Origin of the sequence: Pseudomonas sp. ESBL9 (assembly GCF_036668715.1) — a bacterium.
GTDB lineage: Bacteria > Pseudomonadota > Gammaproteobacteria > Pseudomonadales > Pseudomonadaceae > Aquipseudomonas > Aquipseudomonas lundensis.
Window position 1 is genome coordinate 557,288 of the sequence record NZ_JAZEVV010000003.1, and the last position, 21,681, is coordinate 578,968.

General features: G+C 61.9%; 18 protein-coding genes. 13 read left to right on the top strand and 5 right to left on the bottom strand.

The genetic code is table 11. The annotated features are described in order from the left end of the window. The first annotated feature begins 86 nt into the window (after nt 1-86). From pbpC to V6F78_RS12095, 3 genes are all read left to right on the top strand, one after another. Nucleotides 87-2,423 (top strand): peptidoglycan glycosyltransferase PbpC, encoded by a 2,337-nt coding sequence (gene pbpC, locus V6F78_RS12085; protein WP_169839978.1) that lies wholly within the window; start codon nt 87-89, stop codon nt 2,421-2,423. A 319-nt stretch (nt 2,424-2,742) separates the two neighbouring features. Beyond that, nucleotides 2,743-4,617: a collagen-like triple helix repeat-containing protein gene (locus V6F78_RS12090; protein ID WP_052959362.1), complete on the top strand. Its 1,875-nt coding sequence runs from the start codon at nt 2,743-2,745 to the stop codon at nt 4,615-4,617. A gap of 182 nt (nt 4,618-4,799) precedes the next feature. Beyond that, nucleotides 4,800-6,482 carry a ShlB/FhaC/HecB family hemolysin secretion/activation protein gene (locus V6F78_RS12095; RefSeq protein WP_314398819.1) on the top strand — a complete coding sequence of 561 codons (1,683 nt, stop codon included), beginning with the start codon at nt 4,800-4,802 and terminating at the stop codon, nt 6,480-6,482. A gap of 51 nt (nt 6,483-6,533) precedes the next feature. Here the strand turns inward: V6F78_RS12095 and V6F78_RS12100 are convergent, their stop codons facing one another. Together V6F78_RS12100 and V6F78_RS12105 are read right to left on the bottom strand one after the other, a co-directional pair. Next, nucleotides 6,534-6,944, bottom strand: coding sequence for a response regulator (locus tag V6F78_RS12100; RefSeq protein ID WP_047273229.1), 411 nt, complete (start codon nt 6,942-6,944; stop codon nt 6,534-6,536). 52 nt (nt 6,945-6,996) lie between these two features. Continuing rightward, on the bottom strand, nt 6,997-7,224 hold the full coding sequence (locus V6F78_RS12105; protein WP_047291916.1) for a Flp family type IVb pilin: 228 nt from the start codon (nt 7,222-7,224) through the stop codon (nt 6,997-6,999). 342 nt (nt 7,225-7,566) lie between these two features. Here V6F78_RS12105 and cpaB point away from each other — a divergent pair, with 342 nt between their 5' ends. The 8 genes from cpaB to V6F78_RS12145 are packed head-to-tail and all read left to right on the top strand — an operon-like array spanning nt 7,567 to nt 14,975. Then, on the top strand, nt 7,567-8,496 hold the full coding sequence (gene cpaB / locus V6F78_RS12110) for a Flp pilus assembly protein CpaB (protein WP_332727328.1): 930 nt from the start codon (nt 7,567-7,569) through the stop codon (nt 8,494-8,496). 29 nt (nt 8,497-8,525) lie between these two features. Beyond that, nucleotides 8,526-9,752, top strand: a complete 1,227-nt coding sequence (locus V6F78_RS12115; RefSeq protein ID WP_314398826.1) for a type II and III secretion system protein family protein — start codon at nt 8,526-8,528, stop codon at nt 9,750-9,752. Then, nucleotides 9,749-10,939: a pilus assembly protein gene (locus V6F78_RS12120; RefSeq protein WP_047273233.1), complete on the top strand. Its 1,191-nt coding sequence runs from the start codon at nt 9,749-9,751 to the stop codon at nt 10,937-10,939. The genes V6F78_RS12115 and V6F78_RS12120 overlap by 4 nt, the downstream gene beginning before the upstream one ends. Further along, nucleotides 10,936-12,213, top strand: coding sequence for a CpaF family protein (locus tag V6F78_RS12125; protein WP_047291922.1), 1,278 nt, complete (start codon nt 10,936-10,938; stop codon nt 12,211-12,213). Before V6F78_RS12120 ends, V6F78_RS12125 begins: the two co-directional genes overlap by 4 nt. 10 nt (nt 12,214-12,223) lie before the next feature. Beyond that, nucleotides 12,224-13,108 carry a type II secretion system F family protein gene (locus V6F78_RS12130; RefSeq protein ID WP_047291924.1) on the top strand — a complete coding sequence of 295 codons (885 nt, stop codon included), beginning with the start codon at nt 12,224-12,226 and terminating at the stop codon, nt 13,106-13,108. 1 nt (nt 13,109) lies between these two features. Continuing rightward, a complete protein-coding gene (locus tag V6F78_RS12135; RefSeq protein WP_047273236.1) occupies nt 13,110-13,994 on the top strand; it encodes a type II secretion system F family protein in 885 nt (294 codons plus the stop codon). A 14-nt stretch (nt 13,995-14,008) separates the two neighbouring features. Further along, nucleotides 14,009-14,692 (top strand): tetratricopeptide repeat protein, encoded by a 684-nt coding sequence (locus V6F78_RS12140; RefSeq protein WP_047291926.1) that lies wholly within the window; start codon nt 14,009-14,011, stop codon nt 14,690-14,692. Nucleotides 14,693-14,705: 13 nt separating this feature from the next. After that, nucleotides 14,706-14,975, top strand: a complete 270-nt coding sequence (locus tag V6F78_RS12145; protein ID WP_047273238.1) for a DUF3613 domain-containing protein — start codon at nt 14,706-14,708, stop codon at nt 14,973-14,975. Nucleotides 14,976-15,029: 54 nt separating this feature from the next. Here the strand turns inward: V6F78_RS12145 and V6F78_RS12150 are convergent, their stop codons facing one another. After that, a complete protein-coding gene (locus V6F78_RS12150; RefSeq protein ID WP_047291997.1) occupies nt 15,030-15,806 on the bottom strand; it encodes a response regulator transcription factor in 777 nt (258 codons plus the stop codon). Between the two features lie 119 nt (nt 15,807-15,925). Next, nucleotides 15,926-16,399: a prepilin peptidase gene (locus tag V6F78_RS12155; protein WP_094990130.1), complete on the bottom strand. Its 474-nt coding sequence runs from the start codon at nt 16,397-16,399 to the stop codon at nt 15,926-15,928. A 71-nt stretch (nt 16,400-16,470) separates the two neighbouring features. Here V6F78_RS12155 and V6F78_RS12160 point away from each other — a divergent pair, with 71 nt between their 5' ends. After that, nucleotides 16,471-16,911: a TadE/TadG family type IV pilus assembly protein gene (locus V6F78_RS12160; protein ID WP_047291928.1), complete on the top strand. Its 441-nt coding sequence runs from the start codon at nt 16,471-16,473 to the stop codon at nt 16,909-16,911. Continuing rightward, nucleotides 16,908-19,658 (top strand): PAS domain-containing sensor histidine kinase, encoded by a 2,751-nt coding sequence (locus tag V6F78_RS12165; RefSeq protein WP_169858710.1) that lies wholly within the window; start codon nt 16,908-16,910, stop codon nt 19,656-19,658. The genes V6F78_RS12160 and V6F78_RS12165 overlap by 4 nt, the downstream gene beginning before the upstream one ends. Here V6F78_RS12165 and V6F78_RS12170 read toward each other — a convergent pair. Continuing rightward, entirely contained in the window at nt 19,643-21,628 is a 1,986-nt protein-coding gene (locus tag V6F78_RS12170; protein WP_169839968.1) for a pilus assembly protein TadG-related protein, read from the bottom strand. The genes V6F78_RS12165 and V6F78_RS12170 overlap by 16 nt on opposite strands. Between the last annotated feature and the right edge of the window lie 53 nt (nt 21,629-21,681).

Consider the following 21,681-nt stretch of genomic DNA (forward strand, 5'->3'; position numbering starts at 1 on the left):
GTTCCGATTAAGAAGACGGCCACTGTGCCAGAGATACCCCTTGGGCAACCAGTCAGGGCGCAAAGTTGCGTCACGGGCGGATGTTAATGGGATCGCGGCTTAAAAAATGCCTGCGCGGGATACTCGCCGCCACAGTGCTGCTGTGTGCCGCGCTGTGGCTGGCCGATAAAATCTGGCCGCTGCCCTTGCCCCAGGATGATCTGGCCCGTGTCGTATTGGCCGAAGACGGCACCCCGCTGTGGCGCTTTGCCGATGCCAATGGCGTGTGGCGCTACCCGGTGAGCACGCAGGAAGTGTCGCCGTATTACCTCGACGCCTTGCTGACCTACGAAGACCGCTGGTTCTTCCGTCACCCCGGCGTGAACCCGCTGGCGCTGGGGCGTGCCGCCTGGCAAAACCTTAGCGGCGGGCGTGTGTTGTCGGGCGGCAGCACGCTGTCGATGCAGGTGGCGCGGCTGCTCGATCCCCATGAACGCACGTTGCCCGGCAAACTGCGTCAGCTGTGGCGCACAGCCCAGCTGGAATGGCATTTGTCCAAGGACCAAATCCTGAACCTGTACCTCAATCGCGCGCCGTTCGGGGGTACCTTGCAAGGGGTGGCAGCGGCCAGTTGGGCGTATTTGGGCAAGTCCCCGCAACACCTCACGCATTCGGAGGCCGCGCTGTTGGCCGTGTTGCCGCAAGCCCCCAGCCGTTTGCGCCCGGACCGCCACCCGGCGCGCGCGCAGGTGGCGCGGGACAAAGTCTTGCGGCGGTTGGCCGAGTACGATGTGTGGCCGCGCACCGCCGTGGACGATGCCCTGCAAGAGCCGCTGCTCCTGGCGCCGCGCCTGGAACCCAGCCTCGCTCCCTTGCTGGCGCGGCGGTTGAATCGCCCCCACAGTCCGCCGCTGATACGCACCACGCTGGACGCCAACCTGCAACGACGTCTGGAAGACCTGTTGCTGGGCTGGCGTGCGCGTTTGCCGGATCACACCTCGGCGGCAATTGTGGTGGTCGAAACCGACAGCATGGCCGTGCGTGCTTACTTGGGGTCGGTGGACATCAACGACGCGCGGCGTTTCGGCCATGTGGACATGATCAGCGCCATGCGCTCGCCGGGTTCAACGCTCAAGCCGTTTTTGTACGGGATGGCGATGGACGCCGGGCTGATTCATTCCGAGTCGCTGTTGCAAGACGTGCCCCGGCGCTATGGCGATTACCGGCCGGGCAACTTCTCCATGGGCTTCAGCGGCCCGGTCTCGGCCAGCGCCGCGCTGGCCCTGTCCCTCAACTTGCCAGCGGTGCAGTTGCTCGAAGCCTATGGGCCGAAACGCTTTGCGGCGGACCTGCGCAACGGCGGCGTGCCGCTGACGCTGCCCGCTTTGGCGGAACCCAATCTGGCGTTGATTCTGGGCGGGGCGGGCAGCCGACTCGAAGACCTGGTCAGTGGTTACAGCGCGTTGGCCCGCGACGGCAAAAGTGCCACGTTGCGCTTGCAGCCCGATGATCCACTGCACGAACGGCGCCTGCTGTCGCCGGGCTCGGCATGGGTCATCCGGCGCATTCTGAGTGGCCAGGCACGCCCGGACCGTGACCCGCGTGCCGAATTAGTGCAACGCCCCGCGCTGGCGTGGAAAACCGGCACCAGCTACGGCTTTCGCGATGCGCTGGCGATTGGCGTAGGGCCGCGCTATTTGATTGGCGTGTGGATCGGACGCCCGGACGGCACGCCGGTGCCGGGCCAGTTCGGGCTGGCGTCGGCAGCCCCGCTGATGCTGCAAGTGCACGATGTGCTGAGTAATCGCGACAGCCAGCGCGGCATCGTTGCCCCGGTGCAGGCCGTGCCGGGCAATGTTGGCGTGGCAGCCATCTGTTGGCCGTTGGGCCAGCCGCTGAGCAAGGGCGACCCCAACTGCCGCCGCCAGCGTTTTGCCTGGACGCTGGATCACACCACGCCGCCGACCTTGCTGGCGGCCGATCAACCGTTGGGTGTGGGGTTGCGCGAGCAGGTATGGGTCAACCCGCAAGGCGAGCGCGTCGGGCCGCAATGCCCCGGCGCGCAACCTCGCGAGGTGGCCCTGTGGCCCGCGCCGCTGGAACCCTGGTTGCCACGGGCAGAGCGCCGGGACGCCCGCATGCCGCCAGCCTCGGTCGAGTGCCCGCCACCGGCGCTGCATTCGGTCACGCCGCTGTCGATCGTTGGCGTGCGCGACGGTGACCGCCTGCGCAGGCCCGCGGCGAGCGTGCAAGCGTTGCGGCTCACGCTGACGGCACTGGGCGGCGATGGCCGACGCTGGTGGTTCCTCAATGGCGTGCCGCTGGGCGACAGCGCCCACCAGGACGCGCTCAGCACCTCGCTCGAACAACTCGGGCGCTACGAACTCAGCGTGCTGGACGAAGGTGGGCACACCGCGCGTGTCGAATTCAGCGTGGTTGAGTGATCGGCTCAGTGCGCCTTGGCGCTGCTCGCCCGCGACGAGCGACGAAAAAACACCGTATCAATTGTGTTTATCACGTTGGTGTCGGGTGCGAAGTGCCTCTTTCAAGCGTGTTGATAATTCACGCTTTTTAAACCCTTGTCCCTCCTAATGGATTAACCCCAACGTATAGGCGCGCCCCCGCTATATAAGGGGTTAATACCAAGTTGAGAATTGTCCGACGCGTCCCTTGGGGTTGTTATGTCTGCAACGGATAAACGTATTGCTGGCGACAGATCAGGAAACGTTTGAACTCAGGCAAGCAGGTGCAAGGGACTCAATCATGAATACTCAACTGTGGTTAAAAACAAGTACTGCCTTACTGCTGGTTATGACAGTCAGCCTCAGTGGCTGCCATAGCGGTGGCGGCGGGTCCAAAAGTCATGTAGCCGCCAGCACCCCCGACAGCACCACGGATGGGGGCGATGGCGGTACAGATGGCAGTACTGGCGGTGGTACAGGCGGTGGCACCGGTGGCGGTACAGATGGCGGTACAGGCGGCGGTACAGATGGCGGCACAGGCGGTGGAACCGGTGGTGGAACTGGTGGTGGAACCGGTGGTGGAACTGGTGGCGGCACAGGCGGTGGAACCGGTGGTGGTACAGGCGGTGGAACCGGTGGTGGCACAGGCGGTGGAACCGGTGGCGGTACAGATGGCGGAACTGGCGGCGGAACCGGTGGCGGTACAGGCGGTGGAACCGGTGGCGGTACAGATGGCGGAACTGGCGGCGGTACCGGTGGCGGTACAGGCGGTGGCACAGGCGGCGGAACCGGTGGCGGTACAGGCGGCGGTACAGGCGGCGGTACAGGCGGCGGAACCGGCGGTGGAACTGGCGGTGGCACGGGCGCTGGTACGACTCCGCTGGTCACCGGTCAGGTGGTCGGCCAGGTTGGCACGGCGCTCGGCGGGGTCGGCACGACCGTCAGTGATCTGGGCACGACGTTGGCCACGGTTCCCGTGGTCGGTGTGGCAGGTGGTCTGGTGACCAATACCGGCAACGCCGTCACCTCGGTCACCGGGGGTGTCACCAATGGCCTGGGTTCGCTGGGGACTAATAAAGACTCGCTGGGCATCACCGTGGCAGGCGCCACCAACGCCGTGAGCGATGTCGGTAAAGGCGTCACGTCATTGGGCACAGGCGTCAGCACGTTGATCGATAACACGCCGATCAGTCAGATCCCCGTGGTGGGCGGGGTGGTCAATAAAGTCACGGATGCAACGGGTGGTCTGGTGGGCAATGTGGGCACAACGGTCACCATGATCGGCAACACCCTCACCGGCGCCGCCACCACCGGGCCATTGAGCAAAGTGACCGGTGGCCTGAATGACAAAGTCGTGGTGCCTGTGATTTCACTGGTGGAAAACACCACGGGCAAAGTCGGCACGGCGACCGGACTCGGGGCGCCTGTGGATGGCCTGCTGAACAAAGTCGGCGGCGTGGTTGGCGGGTTGGGTGACAAGGTGGCCGGCACCGGTAATGGCAACCCTGTGACCGGTCTGGTGGGCGGGGTGTTGACGGGCGTTGCCGGGGCTACGGACAAGGCCGGCGGCTATGTCAATCCGGCACCCGCAGCGGGCGGTGGTACGGGTGGCGGGGCAGGCGGCCTGCCGGGAATTGCGGGCGCCGGGTTGCTGGAAACCGTGGGTGGCGTGGTCAATGGGGTAAGCACCGGTCTGGCCGGTGGCAGCACCAGCGGTGTGGTGGATGCCGCAGGTGCCAATGGCAATGCCATCGGCAATACCGTGGCCTCCATTGGCGGTGCGCTGGGCGGTACCGGGGTGGCGAACAACGCCGCGGGCGCCCCGTTGGCAGCGGTCACCACCACGGTGGGCGCGGCGCTTAATCCGGTCACCAGCGCCGTGACCAGCGTGACGCAAAACGTCGGCGCAGCCACGGGTGTCGGGGCGCCGGTCAGCGGCTTGCTCAATCAAGTGGGCGGGGCGGTCAGCAGCGTGGGTGTGAAAGTGGATGCGGGCAGCAACAACCAGGTCGTGAGCGCAGTCGGTCAAACGGTCAATACCGTGGGCGCAACGGTGGGTGCGGTCGGAGGGCTGTTGAACGGTGGCACCACCGCGCAAGGCGGCGCGACAACCGGTGCTGTGGGCGGCTTGGGTGGAGTACTTGGAGGCCTGGGCAATCTGGGCAAGAAAAACTAACGAATTGCACCTGGCCGGTTCGACGGCCTCACCTACAGCGCCTACGCTTGGTTGAGACGAGAGGTTCTGATGAACCTCTCGTCTTTTTTTGAGCCAAGGATCTAGGGCTTGCACCGGGTAGCGTCGCCCTGAGATGACGCGCCCACCTGGTTATGTCGCTGTTGTTGACCATGGAGTGTCATATGCGTACTTACGTTCCTCTCGTATTTTTTGTGCTGACCCCGTGCGTCATGGCCGAGCCCTTGCCGCGCTACCTCAACAGCAACGAAATGATGCAGACCCTGCCCACCCCCAACCTGCCAGTAGACGCTTACCGCCCGCAAAAGCCAGCGTTGCAATTGCCCAAGCCCGGCGCGGTCGAGCCGCCACCGTTGGTGATGGGCACCAGACTCACCATCCGCAAATTGCAGATTGAAGGTGGCACCGTGTACCCGCTCAAGGAGCTGGGCGCTGCCTATCAATCGTTACTGGGCCATGAGATCACCCTGGCGCAATTGATCGATGCCACGCGCACCATCACCCAGCGCTACCAAACCGATGGTTACTTGTTGTCGTACGCGTTTTTGCCGCCGCAAAATTTTGATCAGGGGCTGGTGCGGGTGGTCCTGGTGGAAGGCTACATCCGTGATTACACCGTGCAGGGTGATGTCGGTCGGGTGAAGGGCTTCATCGATGAACTGGTGGACAAGCTCAAGGGCGAGCGCCCGCTGACCCGCAAAACGTTCGACCGCTACGCGACCTTGATGGGGCGCCTGCCGGGCGTCACCTTGCAAGCACAAGTGCCGCCGCCCGGCACCACGGATGGCGCCTCGACCCTGACCATCAATGCCAGCCGCAAACCGTTCACCACCAGCATGAGCCTCACCGAAGGCAGCCGCGACAGCACGCAGGCACTGTTCGGGGTCAGCAGCAACTCGCAAACAGCGATGGCCGAGCAATTGAGCGTCAGCGGGTTGTTCCCGCCCGGCCACGACAAAGAACATTACTATCGCATCGACTACAGCCAGTACCTGAACGCTGAGGGCACGCAGTTGAGCCTGTATGGCGCGCGGTATCGCAGCGATCCGGGGAGCAGCATTGCCACCCGTGACGGGTTTGAACTCAAGCCGCATCGCGAGAACGACCGTTTCTCCATCGGCGTCAGCCACCCGCTGATCGCCGCCCCCAACCAATGGCTCAGCGTCGGCGCCCGGTTGTACGGCGTGAATGACCGCACCGACTACGACGTGGTCGGCTTCCCGGTCAGCCTCAGCGAGAAAACAGACGTACGCGCCCTGGCGTTCGAGGGGGACTGGCGCAAGTCCGATAACAAACAACTGCGCATCGTCAGCGCGGGTCTGTATCAAGGCATGAAAGGCCTGGGCGCCAAGAGTGAAACCAACCTCACCGGCAATCACTACGACCTGGATTTCTTGCGCCTGCGTTTGTCCGGCGTGCAGAGCGATACGTTTTTCGAGAATTGGCAGGGCGTGATGTCCGGCGCCCTCTACTGGAGTGCAGACAGCTTGCCCGACAGTGAGCGAGCGGTGTTTGGCGGACAGAACTTTGGCCGCGGCTACCCCGACGATCAGGCGTCCGGCGACAAGGGGTGGGGGGTGGCGTATGAGGTCAACTACAGCTTCAACCGCGAAGGGCCGTGGGTGAAATTGCTGCAGCCCTACGCGGTGCTGGACAAGGCCAAAACCTGGTTCAACGAGTTGCCATTCAAAGGCTCGGACATGTCTTCGGCGGCGGTCGGGCTGCGTTTTAGCGACAAACGTTACTACAACATTGCCCTTGAAGCGGCCAAGCCGATGTCCGACATGGCGCTGGACAGCTTCAACCGCCGCCCGCGCTACACCTTGAGTTTCAGTTATCAGCTCTAGCCGCAGGGCTCGCGAGGGCAACCTCGCGAGTGTTCGCCACGCGGACCGGCCTTAGCCGTCGATCAACTTGAGCGTCGGCTGAGGGAAAAGGGCGTTCAGGGTATCGAGCAAACGCTCGTGATAGATGGGTTTGCGAAACAGGTCCAGCACCTGCAACCGCAACAGATCGCTGACGTCATCCATGTCGGCATGCCCGGACACGACGATGACCGGCAGGTGTTGACGCGAGGTGTGTTCACGCAAGCGCTTTATCAGCGAGATGCCGCTTTCTTCCGGCATGCGCAGGTCGGTAATGACCAGGGCAATGTCCGGATGCCGGGTCAAGTGGTGCAATGCGGCTTTCACCGACGTGGCGGTGTGGCAACAAAACCCTTCGCCCTCCAGCAGTTCGGCCAGCTCAGAAAGAGCCTCCTCCTCGTCATCCACGAGGAGGAGCTGTTGGCGTGGCGAAAAGGCGGTCATGTTGCGTTCCTGTAAAAGGGGCCAGAGCAGGATTTACGCAGGATGCACATGCTTAAGTCACTGCTGTTCCGCCCAAACCTTTGACCAGGTTGTTAAACGTGGATTTGACGACGCCCGACAGCGGCGTGACAAACAGTGCAAGCACCACCGCCACCATGGCGGCAATCAGGGCGTATTCAATGCCCGAAGCCCCGTCCCGGCGGTTGATTAATTGACGGGTCTGATACACGCAGAACGCCTGAGTCGGCACATACACTTTCAGAACAGTATCCAGAAGCATCTGACTTCTCCTTAGTGCGCCGAAGCGGGCACTGTGTAACGTAGGTGCTACATACTTCCCATTTGCCATCAGAGCATTGCCAACAAAGCCCGACCTCACAACTGTAAGAAAGGATTAATCCGAAAGTAGTAATCCAAACGGATCACGTCATCCGCCATCAAAAACGTTAAACAAATCAAAGTCCTCGAATTTCCTGTCAGAAATAACCCGGTCAGTAATGGCGTTTTGTCCTACCTGCGCTACCTTCAAATAGCGAAATGGTTGCAACTGGCCAATCGTTCATAGCTGCCTGATTGCGCATGATTTTTTGTCTGCCGTACGCAATGGGAAAGGGAGAGCCGTATGAGCAATCGCCGGAGTCTGGTGCTCGCCGCGATCTTGTTTTTGGGGGCCATTGCCGCCGGTTTTTGGGGGTTGATGCTGGCCCGTCAACAGCCTGTTCCTTCTGCTCCGGTGGCGCAGGTGGTGGAGCAAGGGGTTAGCCATCTTGAAGACCAGACCAAGCAAAGCGTGGTGGTTTTGACCCGCGATGTCGCCCCGCATGTGGCCCTGACTGCCGATGATTTGACGCTGGAAAAATTGCGCACGGCGCCCGCCGGGAGCCTCACCGCTATCGACCAGGCGGTGGGACGCACCCCATGGCGAGGGCTGAACGCCGGCACCTGGCTCAATGAACACAGCTTCGAAATCGGCGGGCCGCTGGCGCGCATGATTCGCCCTGACGAACGCGCGCTGGCGGTGGCGATTGATGAAGTGGCCGGGGCCGCGGGGCAGTTTGGTCCGGGGGATTACGTCGACATTCTGCTGTTTCTGCGTCAGGACACCACCAATCCAGAATCCTCCACGCAAGTGGTGCTACCTGCGGTGCGGGTGTTGAGCATTGGCGATGAACTGGGCCTGACCAGTGACGGCCAACCGGTAAGTCAGGCGCTGACCGCCGAGCAGGCGCAACTGCAAACCCAGCGCCGTGTGACGGCACGCACCGTGGTGCTGGCCATCCCCGAGCCGCTGGTCAATCAACTGATGCTTGCCGCGCAGGCCGGGACCTTGCGCCTGGCGGTGCGCAGCGCGCAAGAACAACGCTTGAGCCAATACTGGTCAGGTGAAAAAGACGCGGCGAGCAATCTGGCGGCCGCCAGACGCAGCCTCTACCAGTTCAATCAACTGGCGATGGCCACGCCGTCCAACAAGGCGCCACTGACAGCCCCGGCCGGTCCGCCTCGGGCCCGTGGGATCGAAATCATTCGAGGCACCCAGGCGCCCGCCCACTAAAACATTCCTGATCAGCAAGGAAGCCCCGCATGAGTCAACGTTGTGTGCCGCTGTTGAAACAAGTTGTCTGGACGCTGATGCTGGGCGGCTTGTGTGTTGACATGGCAATGGCTGCGTCGGCCCATTGCGCGTTATTGGGGCCATTGCCCGCGGTGCTGGAAGTGGCCCAAGGCACCCAGCAAGCACTGGATTCCCCCGTCAGCATCACCCGCATTGCCGTGGGCGATCCGGCCATTGCGGACGTCTATGCCAACGGCGACAACGCCTTTTTGCTGACCGGCGTCGCCCCCGGCACCACCAGCCTGATGGTCTGGACCGCCTGTTCCAACAAACCGCGCCAAAGCATGGTGTTCGTCAAAGGTAAAGCCGCTGCCGGGTTTACCAGCGCGTCACTGTCCCCATCGCAAGACCCGACGTTGCCCAGCCAGGTACAGACTGATATTCGCTTTGTCGAAGTCAGTCGCACCAAGCTTCAGGAGGCCAGCACCTCGATTTTCGGCATGGGCAGCAACTTCCTGTTCGGCTCGCCGGGGTCGCTGATTACCACCGCTGAAAACGTCATCACGGGCGGCCCCCCGGCCGACAACAAGTACTTCAACATCGGTTTTGGGGGCGGTCGGGTCAAGGCCATGATCAATGCGTTGGAAGGCAGCGGGTTTGCCTACACGTTGGCGCGTCCGAGTCTGGTGGCGCTGAGCGGTCAAAGCGCCACGTTTCTGGCCGGCGGCGAAGTGCCGGTGCCAGTGCCCAGCAGTGGCAGCGACAACGTGTCCATCGAGTACAAGGAATTCGGGATCCGCCTCACCCTGACCCCCACGGTGGTCAGCCGTGATCGCATCGTGCTCAAAGTCGCGCCCGAAGTCAGCGAGCTGGACTACACCAACGCCGTGAACATCGCAGGCACGTTGGTCCCCGGCCTTAAGGTGCGTCGCACCGACACCAGTATTTCCCTGGCCGATGGTGAGAGCTTTGTCATCAGTGGCCTGATCAGTACGCGCAATAGCTCACAGGTCGACAAATTCCCCGGCCTGGGCGATATCCCGATTCTCGGGGCGTTTTTCCGTTCTTCTAACATCAGCCGCGAAGAACGCGAGTTGCTGATGATCGTCACCCCGCACCTGATCCAGCCGCTGGCGGCCACTGCCCAATTGCCTTCATTGCCCGGAGAAAAGCTGCGCAATTACGACCCCAACTGGTATCGCCTGTATTTTCTCGAAAACGGCAATTTCAATCGCCGTAGCGGGTTATCCAAATGAGCCAGGGACTGAGCCAGACATTTCTCGCGTTAACGCGCAACAACACCGATCTTGAATGGCTGCAAGGCGCGCTGGCGCCCATCGGCCAAGTGGTGGGCGCCAGCACTGGCAGCCTGGATGAGTTGCTGGCGCTGGTGGACGTGACCTTCGCCGGGCTGGTGTTCGTGGGGCTGGACCGCGAGAAAGTGGTCGCTCAGTGCGCCTTGATTGAAGGCGCGCTGGAAGCCAAGCCGATGCTGGCTATCGTGGCCCTGGGCGATGGCATGGACAACCAGTTGGTGCTCAACGCCATGCGCGCCGGGGCGCGGGATTTTGTCGCGTATGGTTCGCGCTCCAGCGAGGTGGCCGGGTTGGTCCGGCGCCTGAGCAAGCGCCTGCCTGCCGTCACGCCCAATGCACAATTGGGCGGCCTGACGGTGATGTACAGCGCGCAGTGCAACGCCGATGGCGCCTTGCTGACCAGCCATCTGGGGCTCGTGGTGCAAAAGAGCGACCAGCAAACCCTGCTGCTGGATTTGGGCCTGCCCCGTGGCGACAGTCTCGCGCTGTTGGGGCTGCAAAGCGCGTTCTACTTCGGTGATGCCTTGCGCCATTTGCGGCGCCTGGACAGCACGTTGATCGACAGCGCCTTCAGCGTCGCCCCCGGTGGCTTGCGCATTCTGGCGTACAGCGACAGCGACGAGCCTCTTGAGCACACCAGCGCGGCCGAGTTGTACATGTTGCTCAGCGCCTTGCGTCAGCACTTTCAGCACATCGTGGTGAACCTCACCGGCCAGCCCGACAGCGAAGCGCTGCGCACCTTTGTCAGCCATTGCGACAAATTGTTGTGGTACACCGACCAGAACGTCCTCGACTGCCGACGCAATCTGGCGATTCTCAACCTGTGGCGCGCCAAAGGCATGAATCTGGAACACGCGCGGATGCTGGTGGACCGTTACCTGCGCGGCGTGGCGCCCGACGCCGACGCACTGGCCAAGACCTTCGGCCTTGAAGTGTTGGCCACGCTACCACCAGCTGACGAACTGCGGATGAACGCCAAGAACCAGGCCACCACCCTCTTCGAACTCGGCCCGCGTGAGGCGCTGACCCAAGGCCTGAAAACCCTGGGTGAGCGCCTGGCCCAACGTTCTCAAGGGCTGGCCAGGCCCTCAGCCCATTGGCTGAGCCGCTTCTGGGGGGCTAAATGAACGGTGAAAAACTGTTCGGTGCCGGCCTGCACGGGGCACACGGGCCTGCCGAGCACGACAGCCTGAAACGGGTGCTGCACCGCTACATCATCGAGGCCATTGAAGAAACCGGCAAAAACCTGCTGGAAGACGCGCGCCCCGCGCTGGCTCATTTCGTCACCGACAAAGTGGCTGAATACGTGTCGCGCCTGCACCTGGCGATTTCACGTTATGAAATGGAGCGGCTGGCCGAGGAAATTGTTGACGAGCTCACCGGCTTTGGCCCGCTGGAAGTGCTGCTGCGCGATCCGGCGGTCACCGAAATTCTGGTCAATGGCCCGTACCGGGTGTTTATCGAGCGCGACGGCATCCTGCACCAGAGCGAACTGCGCTTTATCGACGACCACCACGTCGAGCGGGTCATGCAGCGCATTCTGGCGCCGTTGGGGCGACGGCTCGATGAGTCCTCGCCGATGGTCGACGCGCGCATGCCCGATGGCAGCCGGGTCAATGCGATCATCCCGCCGATTGCGCTGGACGGCCCGTGCCTGTCGATTCGAAAGTTTCGCAAGGACATGCTCAAAAGCACGGACCTGATGGCCATGCAAACCATCGATCAAGCGATCTATGACTTCATTCAGGAGGCCGTGAGCAAGCGCTGCAACATCCTCATCAGCGGCGGCACGGGCACCGGTAAAACCACGCTGCTCAATATCCTCAGTCAGTTGATTAACCCCTATGAGCGGCTGGTTACCATTGAGGACGTGGCCGAATTACAGCTCGGCCACCCGCACGTGGTGCGTCTGGAAACCCGCCCGCCCAATGCCGAAGGCCATGGGGAGGTCAAAGCCAGCGACCTGATCCGCAATGCCCTGCGGATGCGCCCCGACCGCATCATCCTGGGGGAAATCCGCGGCGTTGAAGTACTCGACGTACTGACCGCCATGAACACCGGCCATGACGGCTCCATGAGCACCGTGCATGCCAACACCGCACAGGATGCGCTGTTGCGGCTGGAAACCCTCGTGGGCCTGACCGGGCGCACCGTGGCGGAGAAAACCCTGCGCCAAATGATCTGCGCCGCGCTGGACGTCATCATCCAGCTCACGCGCATGCCCGACGGGCGTCGCTGTGTCAGCGAAGTGCTGGAGGTGGTGGGCGTGCGCGATGACGTGTATGTCACCAACACCCTGTTCCGGCTGGATCGGCGCACCGGGGTCGGCTTCATGCGCGAAGCGCTCAACCCGGCGGGCGACAAGTTACGTCGCGAGCCAATCGTGAACCTTCAAGGTTGAGGGGGCCGCCATGATCCCGGCCCTGCTGCTGTTATTGATCGCGTTGCTGATGGCGTGCCTGGCGCTGTTTATTGTGTTCCGTGTGTTGCGCAATCCGACCACCAGCCGGGTGCTCAATCGGTTAGCGCAAGGGCAACCGCAACCGGCCGCTCGCTTGGGAGGACTGCTCTGGCTGGACCGCGCCTTTTTGCAGGCCGGGCTGCCCCGGCCGTCGGAGCGCTTGCGGCTGTGGCTTGGCCTGTGGCTCGGGGCGATGCTGCTGGCCGGGCTCGCAGGCGGCTGGATGGCGGTGCTTGCTTGCCTGCTGCTGCCACCGCTGTGCCTGAAGCTGTACCTCAGTTGGCGCTACCACCGTCAGGTGCGGCGCATGGTTGAGCAACTGCCGCCGTTACTGGATCACGCGGTGCGCAGCTTGAAGGCGGGTCGCACGTTGGCGGATGCCGTGCTCAATGCGATTGATGCCTCCAGTGACCCGCTCAAGACCGCGCTGGGCCGGGTGTCGCGCAATGTGCAATTGGGCGTCAGCTTGCCGGAAGCGGTGCAGGACGTGGCCGAGCTGTACGAACGCGAAGAGTTTCGCCTGTTTGCCCTGGGCCTCAAGGTCAACCAGCGCTACGGCGGCAACGCCAGTGAACTGCTGGAAAACCTCATCACCCTGATTCGCGAGCGCGAACAAGGTGCCCGTCAACTCAAGGCCATGACCGGTGAGACGCGCTTCACGGCCATGGTGCTGGCCGTTTTGCCGCTGTTGGTGCTGGTGTATTTCATGCTCACCAACCCCGCTTACCTACCCAAAATGTGGAGCGACGCCTCCGGGCAGCACTTGTTGCTGACGGCGCTGGCGATGCAGGTCATTGGCTGCTTTACCCTGTGGCGCATGGTGCGGAGCGTATGACATGGCCTTGCTGATAAGCGTTGTCTTGCTGTTGGCCGCCCTGGCACTGGTCATCAATAGCGTGATCCAGCAGCGGCTGCGCCAACAACGTGTGATGCAGCGCCTTGAGGGCGGGAAAACCGGTACGCACACGCTTGGCACCTGGCTGCGGGCTGTCGGCAGCAGCAAAGTCGGCCAGCGCTCGGTGTCGCTGGACCACGAAACCCAAACCCTGTTGACCCGGCTGGGGTGGCGCACGGCCAGTCAGCGCTCGCTGTTTGCCGCGTTTCAGATCGGCACTCCGGTGGTGCTGGCCGGGTTGGTGTTCGTGGGGCATAACGTGTTCTACCCGGACACGGGCAATGTGTGGGTGGGGCCGCTGTTCGGGCTGGCCATCGGTTACTTGATCCCCAAACGGTTACTGGCCTACGCAGCCGCCCGGCGTCAGCAACAGGTGGCGATTGAGGTTTCTACATTTATCCCGCTCCTGCGCATTCTCTTTGAGTCAGGCATGGCGGTGGAGCAAGCACTGCGGGTGCTGAGTCAGGAGGCGCGGCAGTTGTTGCCCGTGTTGACTGGCGAGCTGCGACTGGTGCTGGCCCGTGTCGATTCCGGGCTGGAACTGGGTCAGGAACTGCAAAAAGCCGCGAGCTTGCTGGCGGTGGATGAGTTCGACGACACCTGTGTGATTCTTCAGCAACTGATCCAGCAGGGTGGCGGCGCCATGAAGTCGTTGCAGGCGCTCAAAGCATTGCTCGATGACCGGCGCCTGACGCGCATGCAGGAATACATCTCGAAAATGTCGGCCAAGATGTCGGTCGTGATGATGGTGTTCCTGTTTCCGGCGCTGCTGATTGTGTTGGCTGGCCCCAGTTTTATCGCTATTTCACGGGCCTTCGGGTCTTGACCGGGAGTGTGAACATGAAAGCTGTGATCGTCGCGTGCGGGCTGCTGATGCTGGGCGGTTGTGCGAGCGGGGGCGCGAGTAACCCGCCGTGGCTGGCCCTGAACAGCAGTTGCGCCAAGTTGAGTGGCGATCAGGAGTTGTCGATGAACCTGGCCGACGACATGGCCAAAGAAGGCAAGCTGCACGCCAGTCTGGCCAATTTGCAAAGCCTGCCCGAGCGCTACGGGCAGGTGCAGTTGCGCAAGGCGCGCCTCTACCGTCAGTTGGGCCGCAGCGAGGCCGAGCCTCTGTATCGAAGTTTGCAGGGCACCTGTCTGGCAGCCGAGGGCGAGCATGGCCTGGGGCAACTGGCGGCAGCCCGAGGAGACAACGCCCAGGCCCTGGCCTACCTGCAAAAGGCCGCCAGCCTGGCCCCCACCGATGACAAGATCCGCAATGACTTGGGGGTGGTGTACCTCAACCTGTTGCGCCTGGACGACGCACGCTTTGAGTTTTTGACCGCGCTGGAACTCAGCAAAGAGGACGACACGTTGGCGGCGTTGAATCTGGTGACGTTGTTGATCTATCAGGACAACTGGAAGCAAGCGGCAGAACTGGTCACCCGCGCCGGACTGACACCCGAGCAAGTGACCGATGCCCAGGCCCGTGCGCAAGCACTCAAATCCCCGGCCAGCGATCAGGTGGCGGTGCTTAAATAATGGGAGGTGTGCGATGGCGATGACTGTACGTGTCGGCGTGTTACTGGTGTGGATGCCCTTGAGCGCGCTGGCCATCGAGCCGGGGCCGTCGTCCCGCTACCAGCAGGAAACCGAAAACTGGTTGCAGGTTCAGGTCAGCGGCAAAGAGGGTTCAACGGTGCCGCAGACGCTTACCCCGCAAGAGCGCGAACAAAGCCTGCAACGTTTGCTGAAAAGTTACGATCACGAAATCCCGGAGTACTACAAACAGGAATCGGGCGGCGGGGGCGGGACGTCCAATTAACGCGCGCGCTACCGCCTGTGCGCGCTGAACACCGCGAGCATAGGCGTGCGGGCTTCAGTGGGCCGTCAGCCGGTGCTGTTTGGCGCTGGCATTGGGTGACAGCGCCAGGGCCAGTTGAGTGCGGTTGTTCATGTGGGTCAGGCGCAACACTTGTGACACGTAGAGTTTGACCGTGTTTTCCGTGATGCCCAGGTCGCAGGCGATCTGGTAGTTGGTCTGGCCTTTGCCCACCAGTCGGGCCACGTCGAGCTGGCGCGGTGACAGTTGCTGAAAAATGGCCGGCATGGCATGCGGATCCTCTTCAGCAACGCCGTCAACGCCTGCGGTCAATGGCGGTTGGCGCACGGATTCCATGTCCTGATACAGGTCGTCAATGGAGTCCGCCAAAAACTGAAGCTTGCGGTTCAAGTGGCCGAGCTGGACGCTTTTCATCCGTTCGCGCAGTTGCTCTTCCTGACGCTGGATGCCTTCAAGCAGTTCATTGAGGTCGACCGGTTTTTGGTAGTAATCCGCGATGCCGATGCGTAAGGCTTTGATCACATCCTGTTTGTCGGCGCGGCCGGTCAGCAGGATGCTTTCGAACAGGCGTTGTTTACCGGCGTGCTTTTGCAGGTGTTGGGTGAGTTCGATGCCATTCATGTCCGGCATGTGCAAGTCACACAGCACCAGACCGATTTCAGGGTCTGCATTGAAGCACTCAATGGCTTCACGGCTCGACTCACAGGGCACGCACCGGTAGCCACTGCTTTCCAGAAACTCGCAGAGTTCTTCGACGATCAAGGGTTGGTCGTCGACCACCAGTATTTTTATGAGAGGGCTGAGCTGGTTCACGCGGTACTCCATGCCTGGCAAGCCTGTTCAAGGCAAACTGCGCCACTCATCGTGAGCAGGCTGGTTTAAAAGTAGACCCAGTTTCACGTGCTGTACATGGAATAAATCCTACGTCTGCACTAGGGCATGCACAGCGTAGCCAACGCAAAACCCGCCAGCAAAAAGGGCGCGAAGGGGACTTTTTTTGACAGCGGGCCGGGGTCGCCGGGTGCAGGTGTTGTAACCCGTTGATACACAAGCGGCAGGATTTTTGACGCGATCAGCAGCCATAGCGCGGCACACAGGCCAGCGCCGATAAAGGTGCCCAGCACCGTCAGACGATCGGTGGCCAATGCCAGGGTTACCAGCAGCTTGACATCCCCCGCGCCGAACTTATTGAGCGCATAACCGGGCAGGGTCAGCACCAGCGCAATCGGCAGCGCCACCAGGGCTTCGCTGGGGGGGGCGCCGAGCCAGGTGTGGCCGCTCCAGAGCAGGTACAGCACTGCCAGGGCCATGCCGCCGAGGGTCAGGGTGTTGGCGATCTGGCGTTGGTACAGATCCTGAAGTGCGCACGCGGCCAACCAGAGGAACAGGATGAGTAATTGCGTCACGTAATCGGCGTCCCTTTTTGGCGAATGATTCTATGCTGATATGACGTGTGGTTTTCAGGGTAGACGCAGTCATGAAACCAGGCCTCCCCAGAAAAGAAAAAGGCGCAGCGGCCATCGAATTTGCGCTGGTGTTTGTGGTGTTTTTCGCTGTGTTTTACGGCGTCGTGAGTTACAGCCTGCCGCTCTTGCTGATGCAGTCGTTCAACCATTCCACGGCCGAGGCGGTGCGCCGCAGCGTGGCGCTGGACCCGACCGTCTCCCCCGCGACCTACACCCAGGATGTGCAAAATCGCGCCCTGAGTGTGTTGAGTGACCAACTCGCGTGGGTGCCGAGCGCCTTGAAAGGCAGCCTCAATCAGCAGGCGGTCTATAGCGGCGGGGTGCTGACGGTCACCGTCAGCCTGCCAGCCTCGGCGTTAAGCGCCATCATGCCGGTGCTGGTGCTGCCGGGAGACATCACAGTGCCCAGTTTGCCGGCCACGTTAACGGCCCAGTCGAGTCTGCAGTTTTGATCAGCGGCGAGCGCTTGTTGGGGCGGCTGCTGGGGCGGGCAGACGAGCCCGTTGCGTTGGCGGATACGCCTGCCCTGCGTGTGCACGCGGGCATTCAATTGCGGCTCGATCAGCACGGCCATGTGTTGGAGCTGCATGGGCTGGCCATGGCGATGGGCAGTGGTCCGCCGCGCCTGTTGATCGATTATCTGGTGCCGGGCAGCACGCTGGCACTGGAAGGCACGCCCCGGGATTGGCAGGGGCAAAGCCTGGACCTCATGTTTCAAGTCGGCGGCGGCCCTGTTGTCTACGCCCGCGGCTGGGTCCAGCCGCACGGTGACGACTGGTTACTGCAATTGCTGGACATCAGCGATGTGTTAATGGGTCAACAGCGGGCGCGCAGCCGGGAGCTCACCCACCTGCTCACCACCCACATGGGTGAGCAATTGCGTCATTGCGGCCATGCGCGGCTGCCCGCGGTGGTGACCGATCTGCTGCAGCAGGTGGCGCACCATTGGCATATCCCGTGTGTAGCCCTGGCGTTGCCCGACACCACGCAGGCCGAATGGCGCATTTACAGTGTTTACCGCCAGCATGATGCCTCCGCGCTGTGGGAGGTCGATCAAGCTCTGGGCAGCACCCTCGACAGCTTCAATGGCCACGCGCCCCAGCGGTTTGAAGCGCTATATGGCCTCAACGACAAGCCCCGGCTGAGCGGGCTGTTTGGCAACACCGATGGCTTGCTGGTGCCGTACAACGATCATCAAGGGGTGAGCGCATGGCTGTTGTTCGGCCAGTACCCGGCGAGTCGTCACGCCCCGGCCATGGGCGACATGGATTGGCTCCAGGTGTGCGCGGCATTGGCCGGGCCGCTGCTCAGTCGCTTGCGTGAGCTGCAACATGTGCAGCAGATGGAGCGCATGGAGGCATTGCAGGGCCTGCTGGGCAGCGGCTGGTGGGAGTGGTCGGCGAGCACCCGGCAACTTCTGCTTGCCCCGCCCCTGGCCGCCAGCCTACTGCCCGGTCAGCCTGCGCATGTGCCCCGTGAGGCGTGGTTGGGGCTGTTTCACCCGGCGGACCGCGAAGAGCTTGCCAGCCGCTTCAATGACCTGCTGTCCCACGACACGCCTCTGTTGCTGTGCGTGCGCTTGCACCAACCCGACAGTACGCGGCCGGTGATCTGGTACCGCATTCAGGGCCAGGTGCTGGGCGGGGAAGGCGGGCCGCGTGTTGTGGGGTTCATGCTGGATGTCAGTGACATGCAAAATCAGCAACAGCAAGCGGCGGCGGCCCATGCGCGACTCGACAACCTGATCGCCAGCTCCCCGGCGGTGATTTATGTACAGCGCTATGCCGAGGGCGCGTTGTTGCCTGAATTCTTCAGCGCCAGTTTGCAGCCCTTGTTGGGCTGGACGCGTGAAGAGTGCACGGCCGCCACGTTGATCGAGTGGGTACACCCTGACGACCGTGCGCAGTACTTCGAGCGCACCCGACGCCTGTTGCGCGAAGGCAATGTGCGCAGCCGCTATCGACTGCGCGACCGTGAGGGCGACTACCACTGGTTACTGGATGAGGCCAGGTTGCTGCGCGACGACCTGGGCCTGCCGGTCGAAGCCGTGGGCCTGTGGCTGGACATCACCGACGCCACGGAAGCCGCTGAGCGGGTCAAACACAGCGAAGAGCGCTACCGCATGCTGGTGGAGGATTCCCCGGCGATGATCTGCCGCTACACCCCCGACTTGACCCTGACCTTCGGCAATCGCCCACTGGCCAATTACCTGGAGTGCGCGCCCGAGCAGTTACCGGGCATCAACCTCAGCGGCTGGTTGTCGCCGGAGCAGCAGCTGGCGTTTGTGCAACGTTTGGCCACCATGACTCCCGAATTCCCGGTCAGCACCGCCGAAATCAGCCTGCAACTGCCGGGGCGCGAACATGCGTGGTGGGTCTGGTCGGATCGCGGCGTGTTTGATGAGCACGGGGTGTTGGTCGAAGTGCAGGCGGTCGGGCGCGACAACACCGAAGTGCGGCGTTCGCAACAGCAACTGACCCAGAGCGCCAAAATGGCCACCCTGGGCGAGATGGCCACCGGGCTGGCCCATGAGATCAACCAGCCGCTCAATGTGATGCGCATGGCCATCGTCAATGTGCTCAAGCGCCTGAGCAACGGCGATGTGCAGATCGATTACCTGCAAGACAAACTCAATCGCCTCGACACCCAGGTGCAACGCGCGGCGCGGGTGGTGGACCACATGCGTGTGTTTGGTCGACGTTCGGAGATCGAACAGCAGGTGTTCAACCCGGCCATTGCCATCGACGGCACGCTGTCACTGCTCAGTGACGGCCTGCGCGGCAAAGGCGTGGAGATTCGCTGCGAAGGCCTGGACTGCGCCGTCCGCGTACGGGGTCATGTGGATCAACTGGAACAGGTGCTGATTAACCTGCTGGTCAACGCCCGTGATGCCTTGCTCGGCCAGCGTGAAAAAGACCCTGACTTCGCGCCGTGGATCGCTCTTGGCATCGAAACAGACCCCGGCCACGTGCGCTTGTGGGTACACGACAACGCAGGCGGCATTGACCCGCGACTGCTGGAGCGCATCTTCGAACCCTTCTTCACCACCAAACCGGTCGGCGTGGGCACGGGGCTGGGGTTGTCCGTGAGCTACGGCATCATCGAGAACATGGGCGGTCGGCTGAGCGTCAGCAACACCGAACACGGCGCCCGCTTTTGTATAGCGCTGCCGGTGGTGGGCGATCAGAGCACCAGTTGAGCGCGGCCGCCCTGATTGCAGGAAAGATTGGCGCCTACTTCCGCATTACCCAGGCTGACCCCTAGCGCCCCCAAGAGCGTGTTGAGGATTGGCTCCAGCAGGTTGGACAGTAAGCCGCTTAACGCGGTGGAAAGAATGCCCGTCACTTGATTGATCAGTCCGGCCACGCCCGTCAGGGCATCGTTGGCCACGCTGCCGGTCTGTGGCGTGTACGTCACCACCATGTTGTTAGCCAGCGAGTCACCCAGACTCTTGATGATGCTTGCATTGCTATTCAGAGGTTTTTGGTAAACGGGCGGATGGTTGACCTCGGGTAGCAAAGGCGCACTCCATGTTTGCGGCTGAGAGTTGGCCGCTATTTGCGTTTGCACCTTCAGGCCCAGCCCACCCCCTTTGCCGACTTGCAGCGGGCCGCATAGCAAAATGACCGAGCACTTGGTGACATCAATACTGATCAGTTTTACCGGGTCCACGGCCAGGTAATTCAGCTGGTTGATTTCAATCGACGATGGAAACGCACCGTTGGCTGGCGGGCTGCCAATACTCAGCTTGGCTGCCGCGGTAGATGTTTGCGTTGTCAGGCTTTTGGTGGCCTGACTGGAGCAGTTGTAAGCGGTCACATAACTGTTGGCACTCGCCGCTTCCAGATAAATATCCAACGACGACGCAATGCTAAGGGACGTTCGCTCGCACGCTAGGACGCACTGCAAGACTCCGATTAAATCCAGATTCAGCAATTTGTTGACGATATCGGTCAGGGGCGAGAGCAGTTGGGTGAGCGCAGACACAATCTGCGACACCAGTTTGAGAACTGCCAGATCAATATGAATGTGCGTCTGAACTTGCGCTGTTTTGACGTAGAGGCGGTTAGCACCGAAAACCGGATCTTTAATGGCCAGTGCCGGGTTTCCAATCACCGACATTTGCGGGGGCTCAATCACTTTGATTGACACCGTGACGGTGCCCACCAGCGCAATCGTTGACGTGATATCGGCGGCCACTGCACTTTTGCCATTTGACAGTTGCACAATCCCTTGCAACAGATCAAACACTGTCAGATTGGTGTTCAGGCCAGCACTTGAAGTGCCATTCTGGAGCTTCAACAAGTCGCCCAATTTCAGTATTTGCGTGTTAGCGGCGATTAACTTGATGGTGGTCAGCGCTTGCACAGCAACCGTGGCGCCCGGCCCGCCTTTTTGCAGCACATTAATCGCGGCATTAATCAACTGAGTTGCAGAAACGTTTGTATTGAGCAATTGCGCGTAATCACCGGCATTTAGGTTCAGGTCGATGGCCAGTTGATCGAGATAACTCAGCAAGTTGATATTGGTGTTGGCCAGCCCCTGCCACGATGCAAGGCTCAAATTCAATTTGCCCCCCAGCAGGCCGCCCACAAGGCTGTTGAGCAACGGCGAGTTGCTTGAATTGATATCTGCCAAAGACGACCTGATAGTGAGCGCTGCCAGTGGAGCGCCTCCCGTGGCCCCCACCGCACTGGCCGTCAGTTGGGTATTGAAGCCGAAGGTCCCGTTGGAAAACAGGTTCCACAACCCGCCTGCCACGCTGGTCGGCACGACGGTGGTGGCGATGACGCGTATCGCGTCGGACTTGCTCGCATCGGCGCTGAAGGTGCGCAGTTTGTCGCTGCCGGTCACCAGGGTGCCGCAGGTGGCGCTCAACGTTTGCGTACTGCCGGGGGTGAAACTGTTTCGCGTGGCGCTGGCGATGGCGTAGGTGCTGGCGGTCGTGGTGCCGGTTGCCAGGCAGTTACCGCCCCGGCTGACGGCCTCCAGCACGGCGACGTCAGCGACCCGTTGCAACTTGCGCTGTTCCAGATACAAGCGGCCGCTGTCGACCACCAGCAGCATGAACAGCAACACCACGCCGAGGGTCAGGGCGGCCATCAAGCCGATTGCACCGCGCTGCGAACGAAGGGTGCACAGACGCGGGCCACGCAATGGGGGAGACATCGAGCACTCCTTTGCCGGCCTGCTGCCGAGCGCAACTCTCCACGGGTGAAGGG